Origin of the sequence: Flavobacterium sp., from assembly GCF_043779715.1 — a bacterium.
Lineage (GTDB): Bacteria > Bacteroidota > Bacteroidia > Flavobacteriales > Flavobacteriaceae > Flavobacterium.
The window spans coordinates 19,229-40,932 of the sequence record NZ_JAYWDT010000106.1 but is presented as its reverse complement, the minus strand read 5'-3'; the positions used below and the strand labels follow the sequence as shown (position 1 = coordinate 40,932).

The following is a 21,704-nucleotide window of genomic DNA, read 5'->3' as shown; positions in this document are numbered from 1 at the left end:
ATTATTGGGACAGAATATGCCGCGATGCTAAAAAATATTTATGCCATTGCAGCAGGAATTGCTCATGGTTTGGGTTATGGCGATAATTTTCAATCGGTTTTGATGAGTAACGGTATTCGCGAAATGAAAAAATTCATCAAGAAAGTACACAAAATGAAGCGTAATATAAATGATTCGGCTTACTTAGGCGATTTGTTAGTTACAGGATACTCGGTGTTTTCTAGAAATAGAATGTTTGGAAATATGATTGGAAAAGGATATACAGTAAAATCGGCTCAAATGGAAATGAGTATGGTTGCCGAAGGTTATTATGCTACAAAAAGCGCTTGGAAGCTAAACCAAGATTACAAAGCCAAAACTCCTATTATTGATGCCGTTTACGAGATTTTATACGAAGGCAAAAGTGCTAAAAAAGTATTTGAAAAACTAACTGATAAGTTGGATTAATTTTGAGCGAAAGATAAAAATAATAGAAATAATAAAAAAAGAGTTACAGAAATGTAACTCTTTTTTAGTTTAATTATTGAAAATTCTTAGTTTATAACAATATCATCTAACTGAATAGTAGTTGTTTTTCCTGTCGTTCCATCATATTCGAAAATGAAATAACCATTTCCTTCTAATGATGGAGGAATAGGATAAGTTCCACTACTTAAAAAATTTGTTGCGTAACCTGATGTAGATCCTGTAGATATTGCAAATTTAGATGTAATATCTACAAGCGTAGCTTGGCTCATATTTCCACTAGGAACATAATCAGTCGAATAGTAAACTTTTAAAGGATTTCCATCATTGAAACCATCTTTTGTTTTAAACGAAAAACCATTTGCAAGAGCAAAATTTACTGGTACTACGAAATAAGCTTTAGTACAACCATTGTTGAATGCAGATACTTGTAGGTATTTGTTACCGCTAAACAAAACAACATCCCAATATTTGAATCCTACTGCTGCATCATTTACATATTTAGGTAAATTTGCTCCTGTTGTAGTTGTAGCATAACTTGTAAAACCTTCATTTAGAGTTGCATCATATGTGATTGCGCTTCCTCCTTTTGGTAATGAAACTACTTGGGTTCTAGGCCCATTCATTTTCACATCTCTTTCGTTTCTAAGAACAAGCTGGTATCCGTTGCTATATTTAGCCAAAACCCCTCTAATAGTACCTCTTCCAGATGGAACATAATTTCCTGCAAAGTTTGCAAAACGACTTGTTCTAACATCTAAAGTTGTCGGTCCGTTTGTGATTTTTAAACTTGTATCGAAATCTTTTTTACTATATGTAGCACAATCTGTTTTAAACTGAACATCACTTATTTCTACAAGTGTGTTTAAATAAACATCACTTAATGCTTGAGAAATTGTAAGGTGTTTTACAAAAACCTCTTCGTTTCCAGATTCGCATGAAGGCAAAATACTTCCTTTGTAATTAGCAAGTCTGTCTACAGCATAAATATCTGTTGGAGGTGCCCCAAAAGTTAACCCTCTATCAAAACTTGTTGGGTTTGCATAAGCAAGTCCTTTTAGTTTTACAAACACTTTTCTTCCTGGCTCCATATGTTTCGTATAAACGTTTACTTCATCTATAGAAAGAATGAAGCCTTTAGATCCATCTACAGGTTGCAGATACATTTTTTTGTAGAAGTTTCCACCTTCGTCGCTAGAAATCACATAAGCTTCGATAATATCATCCGCAGCATAAATAGCTGTAGTATTTGTAGCAACGGCATAAATATCGCTTACTTCTTTAGTTTTCACCAAACCTGAATTAATACAATCGTCTTGTTTTGGATTTTCAAAAGTGTCGTTTACACAACTAGAAAATAGACCGAAAAGAGCAACGATAGAAAAAACATTTTTTATATTATTTTTCATAATCATTATTTTTTAGAAAGTTAAATAAACATTTACCATATAAGTTCTTCCGTAACCATAAAAATATTTCGGCGCAAAAACACTTGGTCCATTAGATTGATGGTCTTGATAATCTTGCTTATATGATGCATTTCTTGACTGCTCGAAGCCTCCTGTTTTATATGTAAAATCTAAAACATTGTTTACGTTTGCAAAAAGACCTAATGTTTTACCATCTATTCTCCAAGATTTTCCTCCTACTAAATTAAACAAACGGATTGGATTAAACTTCTCTTGTGACAAATATTTATCGGCAAGATCTTGATTTATAATTATACCAGTGTTATTTGATGGGTCATAATAATTTGATGTTCTTCTTATAGTTGAAACATCTAAATAATTATCTGCCATGTAGTTTGCGTTAGCACCAATCCACCAGAATTTAGGGTCTCTATATTCAACACCAACTGAATAGGCTTGTTGCGGCGTTCCAGCTTGTTTGTATCCTGTCATTTTAGCTAAACCATAAGATTTAGGATTTCCTCCAACTGAATCATCTGTAAGGCTTACATTAGGATCATTTGTAAGTGTAAATTCTCCGTAAGCAGCAACCCCTGTAAGTTTTATAGTTGATGTTACTTGGTACTCTAAACCAACTTCAACACCTCTGTTTTTCTTATTTATTCCAGTAACAATTTCCGATACAAATGCACCACTATCTGCTCCCAAACCATCAGCATAATAAAAATTGATGTCAGTAGCATTAGATGTTTCAGAGAAATATCCTGTAAAACGAGCTTTGAAGCTTGGCATTTTGATGATATAACTTAAATCTACTCCTTTTATGTTTTCGTTTGTAATGTCTTCTGTTACAGAATTATTTACACGTGCATTAGGAAATACATCTTTTGTATTTGGCGCTTTTGTCATGTAAATACTGTTGAAGTCAATAAAGTGTCTTCCAGAAATTTTGTATGTCATTCCTCCTTTGAATCCGAAATTATCGAAATTCTTTTTCTCGCTTTTTCCTAAAGAAGTTGTTGGGTAATATCCATTTTTATAAAAACCTTCTCTTTGATATCCTGAACGAGAAAATGTTTGAGCCAAATAGAAATCTACTTTTTTGTAAACAAATTTGAATTGTGTAAACGCTTCTAATCTAGTTGCGTCGATATCATAGTTATAACCATACTTATCGCCAATTCCAACTGTTCTGTTTGGATTGTTCAAATCAGATTGTTGTTGTGGCCCAAATCCAAATGTACTGATGTCTGTATAGTAAGTTCCTCCTAAAAGATCAAGCATGTTCTTGAAATTTTTAGTTTTAGACATTTGATAAGTTGCACCTGCATTTAATACTATATTGTCAGATAGTTGTGAAAACAAATTAGTACTTGCTGTAGCAATATTTTCATCGTTTCTGTCTTCGTATTGTACTATTCTGCTTCCGTTAGCTATATTTTCAGTATTTATTCTGTAAATATTTTTCCAATCTAATTGCTTGTTAGCAAGGAAAGATTCTTTTAATTCTGCAGCAGCAGCAATGTTAGCAGGTGTATTTCCTAGATAAACATTATTAAAAAATTCGTTTGTCTTGAAACTTGGTAGTTTTCTATAGTAAGTTGGGTCTGGATTATCAGCTTTTGTATAATCTAGACGGCTATTTCCTATTTGTCCTATTTGATAAGATACTGTAGTATTTAAATTCGTTTTAGGATTTACTTTCCAATAATGTGTTAACATCATTATTGGTTCTTCTGAGTTTTTAAAACGTGAGTTTCTTTTTTCACCTTCTTGGTAACCCCAATAAGAATTGTATTTTACACCCGCTAAATCTGATTGTTCATCAGTATTTGGAGAATTTTTCCCTCTTTTGTTTTGAGCATAAATTGAAGTAAAGTTCAAACTATGATTTTCGTTTATTTTTTTCTCAACACTAGCAAAGAAAGAGTTTGCACTGTAGTTAGTTCCTTCAAAATAACCATTTTCTGCCCAACGTCTTCCTGCTGAAATAACATAAGCCCAACCATCTGTTCTCATACCAGAAACATGGGTTCCCATCATTCTGAATGCGTAATTTGTGTTGGTATTAAGGAATGAAATTCTAGTTCCTTTTCTGTATAAAGAAGCTCTTGTATTTATTTCTTGTGTTCCTGCAATTCCTCCAAAAACATAATCAGAAGGCGCAGAACCGTTTGTGAATTCTTGGTTACGAGTTGCATCGTTCAATCCTCCCCAATCACCATATTGTGGTCTTCCGTCACCAACACGATTCATAGAAAGTCCATTAATCATAATATTAGAGTACTCATTATCAATACCTCTAACACTAAAACGAGCTTGACCAAAATTATAGGCAGCAGCTTGTAAAAAAGTATCACGAGAAGCTTGTAACAAACTAGCAGTTCCTTCAGAACCACTTCCTTCGTCACCTAAATCATTTTCGGTAATGGTAATTAAACTTGTTTGTTGTTCCTGAGTAATATCTTCCTCTAAAACAACAACACCTAAATCTAGCATTTGGTTCTCTAAAATTTCAATTGGAAATAACTGAATTTTGTAACCATCACTCTTGATTTGTAATAATTGACGACCTTTTGCAAGTCCAGAAAACGTAAATTTACCATCAGCATTAGACATCTGAGTGAAATTTGTGTTTTGAATCGAAGCAACAACATTTTGTAACGGCTTTTGCGTCTTAGCATCAACAACTTTACCTGTAATACCAGTAGTAGTTTGAGCGAAACCAAAAAAAGCTTGTAATACAAATAGTGTACTAATAACAAATTTTTTCATAAATTAAATTAAAGTTAATCCCTATTTAAGTTCATAAACAAATTTAAATGGGGCGACAAATTTACAAGTTTAAATTACATTTTGAACATTTTTTACAAAACTTATGTTAAATTTGATGTTATATTAACCTTAGCTAGCTAATTCCGAGGATTTCACTAACAATTTCTTGTCTGTTTATCAAAAACATACAAGATTTGGCACTCCTTTTGTTCTACTATTTTTTAAAATAAGTATTTCTTAACAAATGAAAATTAGGCTATATCTAATATTATTTTACATTTGTAGCCCCAAAAGCTAATTTAGCTTTTGTAATAACTAATAATATTATTTTATGAAAATTAGAAATTTATTTACTCTTTTACTCCTTTTGTCTTTTACAATAGGTGCAAATGCACAATCCAAAAAATTTGCGATTCACACGGTTGCTTTTTATAATACCGAAAATTTTTATGACACAATTAACGACCCTAATACTAGAGATGATGAGTGGGTGTATAGCTCAGAATATTATCATAAAAAAATTCAGAATCTTTCAAAAGTAATATCTCAAATTGGCGATGGCGAGAATTCGAACCTTCCAACGATTGTTGGTTTGTCAGAAATTGAACACAGAAGCGTTCTAGAAGATTTAGTAAAAGACCCACAACTTACTAGAGGCGATTATGGCGTTGTACATGCTGAATCTCCTGACAAAAGAGGAATAGATGTTGCTTTGATATATCAAAAAAAGCACTTTACTGTAACAAGTTATAACAACATTCCCTTGTATATTTATGAAAAAGACACAAAGGCAATTAAAGAAGATAAGAAATATGAAGATTCTTCAGATGACAAAAAAGAGGCACCTGAAAAAGATTCAAGAATATACACCCGTGATCAACTATTAGTTTCAGGACTTCTTGATGGCGAAGAAATGCATTTTATTGTAAATCACTGGCCTTCTAGAAGAGGTGGCGAAAAAATTAGTAGCTTATTAAGAGAAGCTGCTGCTGGATTAAATCTAAAAATAATAGATTCTCTTCAAAAAATTAATCCAAATGCAAAGGTCATCAGTATGGGAGATTTAAATGACGGACCATTCAATAAAAGTTTAAAAAAGGTATTAAATGCCAAAGGAGACAAAAAAGAAGTTCCTCTTTTAGGGTTTTACAATCCGTCAGAAGGCCTTTATAAAAAAGGATATTCAACATTATTCTATAGAGATGCAGGTGATGTTTTTGATCAATTATTTATAACTGAACCATTCATCAGAGAAGATTATACCTCATTTAGATACTGGAAAGCGGGAATTTGCAACAAGCCTTTTATGATAACAAAGTTAGGTCAGTATAAAGGATATCCTTTGAGAAGTAGTTCTACTTTTGTAGGCTTTAGTGACCATTTACCAGCATATATTTACTTGATTAAAGAAATAAAATAAAATTATTAAATACCAAAAAATCGAATGTCTAATAAAAAAGGCATTCGATTTTTTATTTATATTTATCCGTTATGAAAAATATTCTTATTCTATTTATTTTCTTTTTTTATTTAAACGGTTTCTCACAAGATACCATTACAACTGCAAAAGCAAAAGATTATATAAACAATTTAGCTTGTGTTACAGGAAAAGTAGTCTCGTATAAATTAGCTACTGGAGGGAAAACTACAAATTATATTAATCTAGACGCAACTTATCCCAACAACGTTTTTACCATTGTAGTCACAAACGAATATTTAGAAACAGCAAAAATAAAAATACAAGACTTACAAGATAAAATCATTTTCGCTTACGGACGTATTACCACTTACAAAAATGACCCAAAACAAATTCCACAAATATTTAATCCTAGATGGATTGAAGTAAAAAAGTAGTAATTTTATACTTTAAAAATAAAATTATGGCAATTGCAAAACCCTTTAACCTTAACAAATGGATTGACGAAAATCGTCATTTACTAAAACCACCTGTAGGGAACAAAAATTTGTATGTAGATTCTGGCGATTATATTGTCATGATTGTTGCTGGTCCAAACAACCGAAAAGACTACCATTATAACGAAACCGAAGAGCTTTTTTATCAATTAGAAGGCGATATTACAGTTTATATTCAGGAGGATGGTAAAAAAAGAGCCATGCATCTTTCGGCAGGAGATATGTATTTGCATCCCGCAAAAGTCCCACATTCGCCAGTTCGCTCTAAGGATTCCATCGGATTAGTTATCGAAAGAAAACGCAACGAAACTGATGCAAAAGACGGATTATTATGGTTTTGTGACGAATGCAACCACAAACTGCACGAAGTGTATTTCGGTTTAAACGATATTGAAAATGATTTTCAAAAACATTTTAATCATTTTTATGCTTCAGAAGATCTAAGAACGTGTCCCAATTGTTTAACGGTGATGAAATCGCTCTAAGTAGCGTCTTAAGAAATAATTAAGAATTTTGTGTTTTAAAAGTTTTACTTTCGCAGAAAATTAAATCATCCACATGGATTATTATTCGAGGAAAAGAAAAAATAAACAGGAATAGCTTTTGCATAATGTAATGGCTACCCCAAAACAGTGCTTTACATTATGATTACTTTTTACAAAAACAACAACGGGTTATTTCAAACTGAAAACTCTCAAAACAACTGCTGGATTAATGCAGTTTGTCCCACAAAAGAAGAAACCAAATACCTTCTTGAAGAATTACAAATCCCCGAAGCTTTTTATAACGACATTGAAGATATAGACGAACGTCCTCGTATCGAGACCGAAAACGGTTGGTTTCTTATTATAATTAGGGCACCATTTAAAAGCAATGATGAAAAACTCCCGTTCAACACTGCGCCTATTGGCTTTATTTTTAAGGAAAACATATTCGTATCACTTTGTTTCAGTCAAGTTGAAATTCTTTCTGATTTTGTTTTATATTCCCAACGCAAGAAAATTGGAATAATGAATCACTATGATTTAGTTCTTAAATTACTGTTATCTTCAAGCGTGTGGTTTCAAAAATACTTGAAACAAATCAACCAACGCATCAAGCAAGCTGAACATAATCTTGAAAAATCGATTAAGAACGAAGAATTACAAGCATTACTACAGATTGAAAAATGTTTGGTTTTTTTTATTACTTCATTGAAAGGAAATGATAACTTATTTCGTAGGATAAAAAATTTAAAAGTTTCAGTAGACACTTTCGATCCTGATTTGCTAGAAGATGTAGAGATCGAATTGCGTCAGGCCGAAGAAACCACTAATGTTTACAGCAACATCTTAACTGGTATGATGGATGCTTATGCTTCGGTGATTTCCAATAACCTGAATATTATAATGAAACGCTTAACTTCCATTTCGATAATTTTGATGATCCCAACACTTGTAGCGAGTTTGTACGGAATGAACGTGCCGAATAATTTACAGGAAAATAGTTATGGATTTATGATTATTTTATTAATCTCTCTGATAATTTCAATTTTGGGAGTATTCTTGTTTAAGAAAAAAAATATGTTTTAACATATCTAAAAATAGTTTAAATGAAAATCAAAAAAATACTACTTTTAATTTTTTTAGTAGCAATTTTCAGTAGTTGCAGCGTTTTTAAAGATTCATCAAAATATGAATTTTCTGACGGAAATTATAAAAGCAAAATCTTTAATCAAACAGAGCAAAACGTATATATACGTAATTATGAAGATGTAATAGAAGTGTATCCTATTAGTAAAGATCAAAACAATATATTTATTGTAGATACAATTGCTAATAAAAAACAAATTTTTTCTAAAGCCAATACTTCTAATCTTCAAAAAACAATGTTGTTTTCTCAAAATAGTTTTGACATAGATTTTTTAACGATTCCTTTCAAATATCGATCTTCTCAAAAAGATTTACCAAAACAATTTACAACTAATCTTAATGGGGAAATTTATTTGGGATACCGAACCGATTTTTACAATCTGAGATATAAAGGCAATCCGTTAAAAAAATTTGAACGAAAAATTACACATTACGGATTCTCTTTCGGTTTATTTACTGGTTTTGGTGCAACTGCGATGAATCCTTCAGTAACACAAGAGCAAATCGCGAAAGAATATGATGGTACGGTTTGGTCTAAAGGAATTGCAGGAATCATCGGAATTGATAATTTTACTATCGGTTTGGCTTATGGTTTTGATGATTTGATGGATAGTAATAAAAAGCATTGGATATACCAACAAAAACCTTGGTTCGGATTGGCATTTGGCTTGAATCTTAATTAAATTTTAAAAGTATTCTCGGTTTGAATGCTAAAAAATCAGTTAGAGTTAAAATATTCATCAAGAAATCATAACTTTGCACCAGAATTTTAAAAAACAACAATATAATGTCAACAATAGCACAACAATTCGGTATGACCGAAGCATTAGCACAATTGGGTGTAAAAGCCATCAACGAAGGAACTTCAACAGGAAGTGAATGGTTTTCAAATGGTGAATTATTAGAAAGTTATTCGCCAGTAGATGGTCAATTAATAGGAAAAGTAAGAGCAACTACTGCTGCAGATTACGAAAGAGTAATGCAGAGTGCGACTAAGGCGTTTATTAGCTTCAGAGCTATGCCTGCTCCTCAAAGAGGAGAAATCGTTCGTCAGTTTGGAAATAAATTAAGAGAATTAAAAGAGCCACTTGGTAAGTTAGTTTCTTACGAAATGGGTAAATCTTTACAAGAAGGTTATGGTGAAGTTCAGGAAATGATCGACATCTGTGATTTCGCAGTTGGCTTATCTCGTCAATTAAACGGACAAACTATTCCTTCAGAGCGTCCAGGTCACGTAATGAGAGAACAATGGCACTCTATTGGTGTTGTTGGAATTATTTCGGCATTTAATTTTCCAGTTGCAGTTTGGGCTTGGAATACAGCGTTAGCTTGGATATGTGGTGATGTATGTGTTTGGAAAGCTTCAGAAAAAGCACCTTTATGTTCAATTGCTTGTCAAAATATTATTGCTGACATCTTAAAAGAAAACAATTTACCAGAAGGTATTTCATGTATTATTAATGGAGATTATAAAGTAGGTGAAATGATGACTACTGATGTGAGAATTCCATTAATTTCCGCAACAGGTTCAACTCGTATGGGAAGAATTGTTGGTTCGACAGTTGCACAACGTTTTGGTAAATCTTTACTAGAATTGGGTGGAAATAATGCTATTATTATTACTCCAACGGCTGATTTAAAAGTAGTTGTTCCAGGAGCTGTATTTGGTGCTGTAGGAACTGCAGGACAAAGATGTACTTCAACTCGTAGATTAATCATTCACGAATCTGTTTATGACAAAGTAAGAGATGCAATTGTTGGTGCTTACGGGCAATTAACAATTGGTAATCCTCTTGATCAAAAAAATCACATTGGCCCATTAATTGACAAAGAATCAGTGAATACTTATTTAGCTGCAATTGAATCTGCAAAAGCAGAAGGTGGAAAAGTATTAGTTGAAGGTGGCGTTTTAACTGGCGAAGGATACGAATCTGGATGTTATGTAAAACCAGCCATTATTGAAGCTGAAAACACTTATAAAATTGTGCAACACGAAACTTTTGCGCCAGTTTTATATTTAATGAAATACAGTGGTGAAGTTGAAAATGCAATCGAAGTACAAAACGGAGTTGCTCAAGGATTATCTTCGGCAATTATGACAAATAGCATGAAAGAAGCAGAAAAATTCTTATCTTTTTCTGGTTCAGATTGTGGGATTGCTAATGTAAACATCGGAACTTCTGGTGCTGAAATTGGTGGTGCTTTTGGTGGAGAAAAAGAAACTGGTGGTGGGCGTGAGTCTGGTTCAGATGCTTGGAAAGTATACATGAGAAGACAAACAAACACAGTTAATTATTCGGATGAGTTGCCATTGGCACAAGGAATTAAATTTGATTTGTAATCAATAAATTAAGCATATAAAAAGGGTTCAAATTAATTTGAACCCTTTTTCGTTTTATAGAAATATTATTATTTCGTTTTCTTAACATATTGCGTCAAAATCACAATGTGTTGTCCTTCTACTCGACCTTCAATTTGCCCAGCATTGTCCCAAACTAGTTTAATGTTATGAACTGCTGCTCCGCGTTTTGCGGTAAACCCACCACCTTTCACATCCAAATCTTTTATCAAAACAACAGAATCTCCATCTTTCAGAATATTTCCATTACCATCTTTGTGAACTATTTTGCCATCTTCATCTTCGCCTTCGCCAGTTGCTCCTGCCCAAACTAAAGTTTCTTCGTCAAGATACATTATATCTAACAAATCTTGAGGCCAACCTTCAGATCGCAATCTATTTAGCATTCTCCATGCCACAACTTGAACAGGTTTGTTTTCATTCCACATACTATCGCTCAGACATCTCCAATGATTAGGATCAGTAGTGATAGTATTTTCTATTTGATTTTTACAAGTAGTGCATACCAATACCGAATTATCTACCGAAATGGTTTCTTCTTTGGTTAAATGTATTCTTAAATCTTCGTTAGAACCACATAATTCACATTTGGAATCGCTTCTATCGTATAATTTTTTTTCTATTGGAGTCATTGAGTTTTTTATTAAAAAAAAATACTAATTCACAAATATTTAGTGTGTAAAATTTGTGAATTAGTGGTTATGTTAGTTTTTATTAATTTATTACAAATTAAAAGATACACCTACATTAAATGTAAATTGATTATTATAATATTTAAATCCTTCCGTGTTTTTGCTGTATTTTGCAATTGGAATTCCTGCTTCTCCAAAAACACCAAAACCATCAGTAAAGAAATAACGGAAACCTGTGTGTGCACCAAAATTTCTTATTCCTAAATCTAATCCTGGATATACGTCCATTTTTTCATCAAGACCTATCACATTTCCTAGATTTATATTAAAACGAGCTTTTGCATCGATTCTATCTATAAATTCTGGTTTGTTCTCTTCAAATACTAATGTTGTTGTGTTGTATGTTAAATACGATTTGTTTGCTGATAACAAATAATTTGTAGAAAAACCAATAGACATATTTTCCCCAACACCAAAATCTCCAGAAACAAATATTCCTGTTCCTCCACTTTGAATATTTGCACCAACTTGCGCCTTAACATCTCCTTTTCCTTTGTATGCTTGCGCATTTGCAATACTTGCTGAAACAACAAGCAAGAGTGTAATAATTTTTTTCATCTTAAATATAAATTTTTAAATATTGGCAAATATATAAATTCGATAGCAATGACAACAGTAAAAATCAATTTCAATAACAAAATTCAATAAAATATAGAAATCTAATTTCTGCCTTTTTCGTTCGGATATAAATCAGATAAGTTTTCGCTTTGCCAAAACTGCTTAGTATTTACCTCGAGAATTGTTAGTGGTCCAGCAAAAGCGGCCCCAGTATCTATGTTCCAAATATTAGCTTTTTTTACGGGTGACGTTTCTCCAATTCTAGTCACAGGAGTATGACCAATATAAATTTCTTCATATATTGTAAATCGTTTTGGATAATACTTATGATTGGTTTCTAAACTTTCGTTTAATGCTAATGCCGTTTCCCAGAGCGTTCTGTCCCAATATAATAGTTTAGGAAAATATTCAAAATACACACCATTCATATTTGTAAAACCTGCGTGAACAAATAATCTGTTATCTGAATCTAAATAATAATTCTGTAACGATCTTAAGAATTGAATATGATTTTCTTTCACTTCTTTTGAAATATTTTGGTATGCTAAAACCGTAGCTTCTCCCCCATGTTTGTACCACATTTCTTGGTTAATATTCTCATTGTTATTTATAAGCCAATCTAGTAACAACTCATCGTGATTGCCTCGAATAAAAATGCAATGATGCGTTTTTTGTAAAGAAATCAGAAAATCTAAAACTTGGGGAGATTCGCTCCAACCATCTACATAATCGCCTAGAAAAATCAACAAATCGTTTTTTGCGGCTTTTGCTTTTTCTAAAATTTGTATTAATGCCTTTAATCCTCCGTGTATATCGCCTATTACTAATGTTCTCATTCTTTAATATTATAGGCGTGAATTTACATAAAATTTTGGTTTTAAATAAATCTTATTTTTTTGAAACTTTAACAAAATGTGAGGAAAAACCGTAAAATTTATTTTTCGAGAGGTTATAATTTTGATAAAATTATAAAGCTAAAAAAGTGCTTTGTATTTAAAAACTAATTTTAAATAAATACCGTAGAAATTATGAAAACTATCATTTACGCATTAGGAATTATCGTTTTATTACTAACATTCTCATCATGCACCGTCGAAGAGATATTAGCGAGCTCTAATAACCAAACAGTTTTGCCGTGTGATTCAGATATTGATCCACCAATTCCAGCGCCAAAACCAATGTAATAATAAAGATAAGCAAATAGTCTTAATCATAATTTTAAAAATAGTAAATTTGATTTTATTTAATAATAAAAGACTTTCCTTGTTTGAAAAAAATAATTCTTATAATCTTATTTCATTACCTTTTCTTAAGCTGTAATCAGAAAGAAAAAAGTGCTGTATTAAACTTAAACGATAATAATATAGATACTTTATTATCTAGATCATATGATTTTAAACTCGACAAGAAACTAAGAGATAAATATGCAAATCAGGTTTTATTCATTTTAAGCAGCAAAACAAATGATTCGCTAACAAGACATTATTATTTTAAACTAGCGGGAAGACATTATAATCTTAACGAAAGTGAAAAATACCTAAAAACATGCAGAAAAGTTTATACTTTGTCGCAAGAAAGTCAAGATTCACTTGGTATAGCAAAATCATTACAATATATAGGTGATTATCATTATAATAAATTTACTAATGACAGCGCTTATTACTACTATAGCAAAGCCGAAAAGACATATTTACGTTTAACTAACAATGAAAACATAGATAGACTTAAACTTTATAAAGCCAATATTTTATTCTACGAAAAAGATTTTTCTGGTTGCGAAACAGCAGTTATAAATATTCTAAAAACTATAAAAAACAAAAAAGACACTAGATTATTATATGATTGTTATATCACTTTAGGAAATGCTCTCGAAGGAAGTAATAATACAAAACAAGCCTTAATATATTACAACAAAGCAAATGAAATTTCGAATCAATTAAAAAATGATTCGCAATATTTATCGCTCAAAGCCCAAGCCTATAATTATTTAGGAAGGGTTTTTCAGAAAGAAAAGGAATACAAAAAAGCTATTTATTATTTCAAAAAAGCACTAAGCCTTTCAGATTTTCGCAACAACGAACCTTTGTTATATGCTAATTTAATTAATAATTTAGGCTATTCTAAATTAAAATTACATGACAAATCGGCTTTTGTATTATTAAATAAAGCATTGCAAATAAGAGACAGTCTGAACAATATTCCAGGAATAGTATCTAGTAAAATAAATCTTTCGGAATATTATTTTAATAATAATGACACTAAAAAAGCTTTATTATTTTGTACCGAAGCAAAAACACTAGCTCATAATAATAAAATATTTGAAGACGAACTAAAATCGCTTGAGTTACTTGCTAAAATTGATGTTATAAATATTTCTTTTTACAATAATCTATTTATTAAACTAACCGATAGTCTTCAGAATAACGAACGAAAAACACGTGATAAATTTGCAAGAATCGAGTTTGAAACCGATGAAATTTTAAATCAAAAGAATTATATTGAAGTCGAAAAAAATAAAATTTCTTCTCAAAGATGGATAATTCTCGGTTTTAGCTTGTTTTTTATATTAATTATAGCCTTATCCTATCTCGCAAAATTGCAACATGCTAAAAACAAGGAATTACAGTTTGAACAGGAACAACGAAAAGCAAACGAACAAATTTATCAGTTAATGCTAGACCAGCAAAGCAAAATTGACGAAGGACGACAAACCGAAAAAAAACGAATTGCACAAGAATTGCACGACGGAATTATGAGCAAACTAACCAGTACAAGACTAAATTTGTTCATCTTGAGTAAAAAAACAGATGAAGAAACTATAAAAAGATGTCTTTTGCACATTGCCGATATTCAAAATATAGAAAAAGAAATAAGAGCAATTTCTCATGACTTGAATAAAGATGTTTTTGCTAGAAAAGACAGTTTCAAAACAATCATAACCGCTTTGTTTGATAACCTAAAAACCATTTCGGAAATAAATAGTCATATCGAAATAGATGATAATATAAATTGGGAAAACATAGAAGCATCAACAAAAATGCATCTTTATAGAATATTTCAAGAAACATTACAAAACATTCGCAAGTATGCAAAAGCCGATATTGTTGCTGCACATATAAGTAAAGACGAAAACCATATTCATATTGAAATAACCGATAACGGAATTGGGTTTAATGTCAAGAAATCAAAATCAGGAATTGGACTAAAAAATATTCAATCTAGAGCAACAATGATTAATGGAACATTGGAAATCAAATCAAATATAGGAAAAGGAACTCAAATTAACTTGATTATTCCTACATAAATTGTATTTTAGTACTAGTCAATAAACCTATGCAAACGAAATTAAAAATCCTAATGGTCGATGATCATCCTTCAATGATTGAAGGATATAAAATTATTCTGTCCTACAACACTTTAGGATTTGAGATTGAAACCACATCTGCTTTTAATTGCGAAAGTGCTTATGAAATAATTACTGATAAATCAAAAAAATCATTCTTCGATTTGGTTTTTTTAGACTACAGTTTACCTCCATTCGAAAAAGAGAAAATCACATCTGGAGAAGATCTCGCTATCTTGGTTAAATCACACATGCCAAACAGTAAAATAGTTATAATAACATCGCATACTGAAGCGCTAGTGTTGTATAATATTTTAAGAAATGTTGAGCCAGCTGGATTATTGGTAAAAAGTGATTTTAGTGCAGATGAATTAATTGTTGCTTTCGATATAATAATGAGAGGAGCAATTTATCACAGCTTTACCGTAAAAGAATGTATGAAAGAGTTACTATCTAAAAAAATCTATTTAGACAACTTCAACAGAGAAATCATAAAACTACTAGCTCAGGGCATAAAAACAAAAAGTCTTCCCAATCATCTCAACCTTTCTATCAGTACTATAGAAAAAAGAAAAGTACAGATAAAAGATTATTTCTGTATTGAAAAAGGCACAGATGAAGATATTATTAGAGAAGCAAAAAGACTAGGTCTAATTTAAAACACAACTTTCCCACTCATCGTTTCATCCATAAATAAATAATATTTTAATCGATTTGATATAATAAATCGATTAAAATATTAACAAAATGTGAGGAAAAACCATAAAATTAGTTTTTTGATATTCTTTAATTTTACAAAAGATTTCTTTAATAATTCAAATATTAAAGACCATTACTAATCATTAAACCCCCAAATTATGATACGACATATCCAAAACCTAGACAATCAAACTAAATATAGTTTACTAATCACAACATTTGCTCTTGCCATATTCGTAATGTTTATTCTAAATGTAGCAGTATCAATTATTTATATGCTCGACCTTATTAAGCAACCAGATTTCGAAACTATTTCATTATCTGTCAAAGAAGGTTATTATGCCATAAATGATAAAATAATAGGTATTCCTATTGTTCTAAATATCATTGCTTTTTTTCTAGTATGGTTTATAATGATATGCCATACAATAAAAAGTATTTATGAGTTAGAGTATTTCCTAGATGAATTTAATAGTTTTAACTAAAATCTTGTTTATCATATTTCATTTTTCTCAAAACACGCAAAGCTTCTTTGAAGCTCACATAAATTTGAGAATATGGTTTTAATAAATTTTTTGCTTCAATTAGTTTTTGTTTTGCTTCATCAAACCCATTAAGATAACAAATCATGAGTGTTGACGGCAAGTTCTCAAGGTCTTTGGCCTCTCTTTCTGTCAATGTAAAACCATTTTCCATTTTTGAAATCAGAGCTAAATTTGCATTATAAATGTGATAAAGCATTTTTCTATTGAATTCTGGCGGTTCAAACAACATTTTATTTTCTATTTTGTAATAACCATTATCAAAAAAGGTAATTGTTACTCTCTCTAGCGGATAATAACTCGTTTTATCGTTTAATCCCAGAGAAATATATTCGGTAATGGCAAAATAATTATTATTGTACTCTATCAAAACTTCGTCTTGTGCCGAATAAAAAAGTTTAATTTGTTCATTTATTAATTCAATATCAACACGAGTATAATAAACATTTTCACGGATTTTTTTCTTATTCCCAGACCAGCAAACCACAAACAATTCTTTAAAAACCTTATATTCACTAAACATATCTTTGTGGCGAATGTTTATAAAGTCTAAAACACCTTCTAGGGTGTAACCTATACTATTTCGCGAATTATTTTCGATACTAATTACAGCTTCTGTATTTTGTTTAGAAAAAGGAATTTTGTCTTCGGTAGGAACGGTATTACTTCCCACACGTTTGAAAGTTGAATTGGCAACAATCGTATGAATTCCTTTCTTAAAAAAGGATACTTTATTGTTTGGTTTTATAGTAACTAAACCAACAACTTTATCTTTCGATAAATTAGGAAACGGTACGTTTTCATATTGAATTTTTGGTGGGTTTTCTAAAAAAGCATTTACTAAATTCTGAATTCTGCTGTCATCAAAAAAATCGTCTCCTACAATCTCATTATCAGCATCTTCAACTCCAACTACAATGTAAGAATTATTGGTAGGATTTGAGTTTGATAAAGCACAAATGTGTTTCAAAAATTTAGCTTTTCCTTCTCGAGAATGCAAGTTTAACTGACGTTTTTTGTCATAAAAACTACACTCATCATTGTGAGCCAAAAGGTTTTTTATAAGGAGTCGTTTGTTTATCAAAACCGTTACATTTTTTTCAATTCTTAAAAATAGGTAAATACTATCACAAATCATCCTTAAAATTGAATGTTTCAAAGAAGTTTTAACCATTTTTTAACATCTTACTTCTAAAAAAAAATTCAATTTGCACCGTAATAAAATACACACTAAATTCACGGCTTTAAAAAAATAGAAATGGAAGAAAACACAACGACTTTAGACATTAGAGCGATTAATGAAAAAATAGAAAGAGAAAGTGCTTTTATAGACCTTCTTACTATGGAAATGAACAAAGTAATCGTTGGACAAAAACACATGATTGAACGTTTGCTTATCGGGCTTTTGGGTCAAGGACATATCCTGCTTGAAGGAGTTCCTGGTTTAGCAAAGACTTTAGCCATAAACACATTGTCGCAAGCTATTGAAGGTTCTTTTAGTCGTATTCAATTCACACCAGACTTATTACCCGCTGATGTCGTTGGAACTATGATTTACAATATAAAATCGAATGAATTCTCTATAAAAAAAGGACCAATTTTTGCAAATTTTGTTCTAGCAGATGAGATAAATCGTGCGCCAGCCAAAGTACAATCTGCACTTTTGGAAGCCATGCAAGAAAAACAAGTTACTATTGGCGATACGACTTTCAAGTTAGACAGACCATTTTTAGTACTTGCGACACAAAATCCAATCGAACAAGAAGGTACTTATCCTTTGCCAGAAGCGCAAGTCGATCGTTTTATGCTTAAAACCGTTATCGATTATCCAAAAATGGAAGACGAGCGCATGGTAATCCGTCAAAATCTAAATGGTGGATTTACAAAAGTAAATGCAGTAGTTTCTGTCGAACAAATCGTTCGTGCACAAGAAGCAGTTCGTGAGGTTTATATGGACGAAAAAATCGAAAAATATATTCTCGATATTATTTTCGCTACCCGTTATCCAGAAAAATACAAATTAGAATCTTTAAAGCCACTAATCAGTTTCGGAGCATCACCTCGTGGGAGTATCAATTTGGCAATGGCAGCAAAATGTTACGCTTTTATAAAACGCCGTGGCTATGTAATTCCAGAAGATGTTCGCGCAGTGGTTCATGATGTTTTACGTCACAGAATTGGAATCACTTACGAAGCTGAAGCTGAAAATGTGACTTCAGTTGATATTATCAACAAAATCGTAAACGAGATAGAAGTGCCTTAATAAGTCATAATGTCTAAAAGCCGAACGTCAAAAGTCTAAATTACTTTAAACGAAAACCATTCGACATTAAGACATTCGACATTTGACTAAACTATGGATACAAAAGAACTCTTAAAAAAAGTCCGAAAAATAGAAATTAAAACCCGAAGATTGAGCGATCATATCTTCTCGGGCGAATATCACACATCTTTCAAAGGACGCGGAATGACTTTCTCGGAAGTGCGACAATACCAGTTTGGTGACGACATTCGTGCTATCGATTGGAATGTAACGGCAAGATATAACGAAGCGCATGTAAAAGTTTTTGAAGAAGAACGAGAGCTTACAATGATGCTCATGGTAGATATTTCTGGCTCGGAAAGTTTCGGGACAAAAAACCAACTAAAAAGCGAAATTGTAACTGAAATTGCCGCAACAATGGCATTTTCGGCAACTCAAAATAACGACAAAATAGGTTTAATTTTATTTACCGATGAAATCGAGTTGTATATTCCACCTAAAAAAGGAAAACCACATGTACTCAGAATTATCCGTGAATTAATAGAATTTAAACCCAAAAGTAATAAAACCGATATTTCGCAAGCGTTGAAATTCTTGTCTGGAACACAAAAAAAGAAAGCCATCGTTTTTATGATCTCCGATTTTATTACAGACGATGATTACGAAAAAACATTGAAAATCGCAGGAAAAAAGCATGATATTACCGGTGTTCGCGTGTATGATATTCGTGAAGAAAAAATGACAAATATAGGTTTGGTTGCTATGCAAGATGCCGAAACTGGCGATACACAATGGGTAAATACAAATTCTAAAAGTGTTCGTTTTGAGTATGAAAAATATTATAACGAAAAAGTAAATTATTTTAAAGATATATTTTCAAAATGCGGTTCAGGAACTGTAAGTACAAGGGTCGACGAAAGTTATGTTACAAAATTATTAGGATATTTTAAATCTAGATAAGGATTTAAGAATGTAGATTAACGATTTTTGATTTCAGATTTAAAAGATATGAATAAACAAGTTTTAGAAGACAGATTGATTGATTTTTCGGTATTGATAATTAAAGTAGCTAATTATTTAGAAAAAAGTTACACTGGAAATCATTTGTCAGGACAAATTATCCGTTCTGGAACGTCACCAGCATTAAATTATGGTGAAGCACAAAGTGCGGAAAGTAAAAAAGACTTTATTCATAAAATGGGGATTTGTTTGAAAGAATTAAGAGAAACATTTGTTTGTCTAAAAATCATCGAAAAAGCAACACTATCATCAAATATAGATATAATTATAAATGCAAAATCCGAAGCCAACGAATTAATATCCATTTTTGTTTCAAGTATTAAAACAGCTAAAACAAATCTTTAAATCATAAAAAATAAAGTAGAAGTAAACAATAAAGGTTTCAATTTTACCAGAATCAAAAAATCTGAAATCAAGAATCGTTAATCTTCAATCAAAAATCAAATGAATTTTAAACTATACATATTATTATTACTTATTTCGACTTCGCTTTTTGCTCAAAAAGTCGAAACATCTATCGATACTACTAAAAATAAGATTGGTGCACAATTTACATTAACACTCAAAGCGAAAGTAAAACCAACTTCGAAAGTTGTGTTTCCAAAAGCAAAAAATTTCGGAAGTTTAGAAGTTATCGAATCCTATCCGATAGATACTATTAAAGACAACGACAAATTTGAGCTAATTAAAAAATATGGTTTAACACAATTCGATTCTGGAAAGTATGTAATTCCTAGAATTCCAGTTTTAATAGATAGAATTCCAGTTTTTTCAGATAGTATAAAAGTGGAAATTTTTAATATTAAAGTCGATACATTAAAACAAAAAATGTACGACATAAAACCAATTATTTTAGTAGAAAAACCGATTGGAGATTGGTGGAAATATCTTTTAGGATTTGTGTTGTTTGTAGGTTTAGGATTTCTAGGTTATTTCCTTTGGAAAAAATACCGAAAAGTACCTGAAAAAGCGATTGTGTATAATTCTCCGATTGAAAAAGCAACGAGTTTATTACAATTATTAGAACAAAAACATTTGCTAGAAAAAGGCGAAATAAAAGAATATTATTCTGAATTAACAGATATTGCTCGTGATTATATCGAAGAAGCGATTGACATTCCCGCCAAAGAAAGCACCACTTCAGAACTGATTCTAGCACTTAGAGCAGCATCGACCAAGAAAAAAATGAAGCTTTCTAAAGAAACACTTTTAAGTTTAGAAAAAGTTTTAAAACAAGCCGATTTGGTAAAATTTGCGAAAGTAAAACCACTAGACTTCGAAATTGCCGATGATAGAGAAAGAATCGAAAAAACAATTGTAATACTCGACAAATCAATCCCTGTTATAGTCGATGAAAACAGTAAAAAGTGGGAATTACAACAACAAGAAATCAAACTTAAAAAAGAAAAAAGAAAGAAAAAAATGACCTTTGTAGGCGTATTGGTCGGAATAATAGCTTTCCTAATAACTTATACGATTACAACCAAAGGTTTAGATTATGTAATAAATGGATTTTCAGGATATTCTACCACCGAATTATTAGAAAGTGATTGGGTAAAAAGTGACTACGGAAATCCATCGGTAACAATCGAAACCCCAAAAGTATTAACACGTTTAGATACTAAAAAAGCGATCCCAAATGATGCAATGGCGCTCATAAAAGACATGCAAATGTTTGGTTATGGAAACTTAATTGGTCAGTTTAATATTATTGTTTCAACCATTCAATTCAAAAAAGAAACGCAAATAGATTTAACACAATCGCTCAACGGAACAATTCAAACATTAGAGTCTCAAGGTTGTCAAAATATCATTACAAAACAAGAAGAATTCACCACCGACAAAGGAATTAAAGGAATGAAAGGTTATGGAACATTTTTCCATAAAAACCACAAAATATATTACGAAATTCTCTTGTTTAGCCAATCCGGAGGATTACAACAAATTATGATTGCGCACAAAGAAGGTGAAGAAAATGCAGAAAAAATATCAGAACGAATGTTAAATTCTGTCGAATTACAAATCACGAATTAG

The 21,704-nt window shown here is 31.2% G+C and carries 21 protein-coding genes; 15 read left to right on the top strand and 6 right to left on the bottom strand.

All coding sequences use genetic code 11. The features are described from left to right. The coding region (locus ACH2BG_RS05535; RefSeq protein WP_395046721.1) for an NAD(P)H-dependent glycerol-3-phosphate dehydrogenase at positions 1-447 on the top strand (447 nt) is incomplete at its 5' end. An 86-nt stretch (positions 448-533) separates the two neighbouring features. On the opposite strand, the gene ACH2BG_RS05530 is transcribed toward ACH2BG_RS05535, so the two are convergent. Together ACH2BG_RS05530 and ACH2BG_RS05525 are read right to left on the bottom strand one after the other, a co-directional pair. Then, positions 534-1,874 (bottom strand): DUF5689 domain-containing protein, encoded by a 1,341-nt coding sequence (locus ACH2BG_RS05530; protein WP_395046720.1) that lies wholly within the window; start codon positions 1,872-1,874, stop codon positions 534-536. Between the two features lie 12 nt (positions 1,875-1,886). After that, positions 1,887-4,649, bottom strand: coding sequence for a carboxypeptidase-like regulatory domain-containing protein (locus ACH2BG_RS05525; protein WP_395046719.1), 2,763 nt, complete (start codon positions 4,647-4,649; stop codon positions 1,887-1,889). A gap of 331 nt (positions 4,650-4,980) precedes the next feature. Here ACH2BG_RS05525 and ACH2BG_RS05520 point away from each other — a divergent pair, with 331 nt between their 5' ends. The 6 genes from ACH2BG_RS05520 (at position 4,981) to ACH2BG_RS05495 (ending at position 10,535) form a co-directional block, all read left to right on the top strand. After that, entirely contained in the window at positions 4,981-6,069 is a 1,089-nt protein-coding gene (locus tag ACH2BG_RS05520) for an endonuclease/exonuclease/phosphatase family protein (protein ID WP_395046718.1), read from the top strand. Between the two features lie 71 nt (positions 6,070-6,140). Beyond that, positions 6,141-6,503, top strand: coding sequence for a hypothetical protein (locus ACH2BG_RS05515; protein WP_395046717.1), 363 nt, complete (start codon positions 6,141-6,143; stop codon positions 6,501-6,503). Between the two features lie 26 nt (positions 6,504-6,529). Beyond that, positions 6,530-7,048: a 3-hydroxyanthranilate 3,4-dioxygenase gene (locus tag ACH2BG_RS05510; RefSeq protein ID WP_395046716.1), complete on the top strand. Its 519-nt coding sequence runs from the start codon at positions 6,530-6,532 to the stop codon at positions 7,046-7,048. Positions 7,049-7,207: 159 nt separating this feature from the next. Continuing rightward, positions 7,208-8,134, top strand: coding sequence for a magnesium transporter CorA family protein (locus ACH2BG_RS05505; protein ID WP_395046715.1), 927 nt, complete (start codon positions 7,208-7,210; stop codon positions 8,132-8,134). A gap of 20 nt (positions 8,135-8,154) precedes the next feature. After that, positions 8,155-8,877 carry a hypothetical protein gene (locus tag ACH2BG_RS05500; RefSeq protein WP_395046714.1) on the top strand — a complete coding sequence of 241 codons (723 nt, stop codon included), beginning with the start codon at positions 8,155-8,157 and terminating at the stop codon, positions 8,875-8,877. A gap of 104 nt (positions 8,878-8,981) precedes the next feature. Next, entirely contained in the window at positions 8,982-10,535 is a 1,554-nt protein-coding gene (locus ACH2BG_RS05495; protein WP_395046713.1) for an aldehyde dehydrogenase family protein, read from the top strand. A gap of 68 nt (positions 10,536-10,603) precedes the next feature. On the opposite strand, the gene ACH2BG_RS05490 is transcribed toward ACH2BG_RS05495, so the two are convergent. From ACH2BG_RS05490 to ACH2BG_RS05480, 3 genes are all read right to left on the bottom strand, one after another. After that, positions 10,604-11,185: a PhnA domain-containing protein gene (locus ACH2BG_RS05490; protein WP_395046712.1), complete on the bottom strand. Its 582-nt coding sequence runs from the start codon at positions 11,183-11,185 to the stop codon at positions 10,604-10,606. Between the two features lie 90 nt (positions 11,186-11,275). After that, positions 11,276-11,803, bottom strand: coding sequence for a DUF6646 family protein (locus ACH2BG_RS05485; RefSeq protein ID WP_395046711.1), 528 nt, complete (start codon positions 11,801-11,803; stop codon positions 11,276-11,278). Positions 11,804-11,904: 101 nt separating this feature from the next. After that, the gene (locus ACH2BG_RS05480) at positions 11,905-12,639 is read right to left on the bottom strand and encodes a metallophosphoesterase family protein (protein ID WP_395046710.1); all 735 of its coding nucleotides are present in this window, start codon (positions 12,637-12,639) and stop codon (positions 11,905-11,907) included. Positions 12,640-12,831: 192 nt separating this feature from the next. Between ACH2BG_RS05480 and ACH2BG_RS05475 the strand changes: the two genes are divergently transcribed. From ACH2BG_RS05475 to ACH2BG_RS05460, 4 genes are all read left to right on the top strand, one after another. Then, on the top strand, positions 12,832-12,987 hold the full coding sequence (locus ACH2BG_RS05475; RefSeq protein ID WP_395046709.1) for a hypothetical protein: 156 nt from the start codon (positions 12,832-12,834) through the stop codon (positions 12,985-12,987). 83 nt (positions 12,988-13,070) lie between these two features. Continuing rightward, entirely contained in the window at positions 13,071-15,107 is a 2,037-nt protein-coding gene (locus ACH2BG_RS05470; protein ID WP_395046708.1) for an ATP-binding protein, read from the top strand. A gap of 29 nt (positions 15,108-15,136) precedes the next feature. Beyond that, complete coding sequence (locus ACH2BG_RS05465) at positions 15,137-15,805, top strand: response regulator (protein WP_395046707.1); 669 nt, start codon at positions 15,137-15,139, stop codon at positions 15,803-15,805. Between the two features lie 198 nt (positions 15,806-16,003). After that, positions 16,004-16,330 carry a hypothetical protein gene (locus tag ACH2BG_RS05460; protein WP_395046706.1) on the top strand — a complete coding sequence of 109 codons (327 nt, stop codon included), beginning with the start codon at positions 16,004-16,006 and terminating at the stop codon, positions 16,328-16,330. On the opposite strand, the gene ACH2BG_RS05455 is transcribed toward ACH2BG_RS05460, so the two are convergent. Continuing rightward, entirely contained in the window at positions 16,323-17,471 is a 1,149-nt protein-coding gene (locus ACH2BG_RS05455; protein ID WP_395046722.1) for an ATP-binding protein, read from the bottom strand. The genes ACH2BG_RS05460 and ACH2BG_RS05455 overlap by 8 nt on opposite strands. A 174-nt stretch (positions 17,472-17,645) precedes the next feature. On the opposite strand from ACH2BG_RS05455, the gene ACH2BG_RS05450 reads away from it, so the two are divergent. The 4 genes from ACH2BG_RS05450 to ACH2BG_RS05435 all read left to right on the top strand — a co-directional run bounded on the left by ACH2BG_RS05450 (position 17,646) and on the right by ACH2BG_RS05435 (position 21,704). Continuing rightward, positions 17,646-18,650 (top strand): AAA family ATPase, encoded by a 1,005-nt coding sequence (locus ACH2BG_RS05450; RefSeq protein WP_395046705.1) that lies wholly within the window; start codon positions 17,646-17,648, stop codon positions 18,648-18,650. Between the two features lie 93 nt (positions 18,651-18,743). Then, a complete protein-coding gene (locus ACH2BG_RS05445) occupies positions 18,744-19,610 on the top strand; it encodes a DUF58 domain-containing protein (protein ID WP_395046704.1) in 867 nt (288 codons plus the stop codon). A 48-nt stretch (positions 19,611-19,658) separates the two neighbouring features. Further along, positions 19,659-20,015, top strand: coding sequence for a four helix bundle protein (locus tag ACH2BG_RS05440; protein ID WP_395046703.1), 357 nt, complete (start codon positions 19,659-19,661; stop codon positions 20,013-20,015). Between the two features lie 99 nt (positions 20,016-20,114). Beyond that, entirely contained in the window at positions 20,115-21,704 is a 1,590-nt protein-coding gene (locus tag ACH2BG_RS05435; protein WP_395046702.1) for a hypothetical protein, read from the top strand.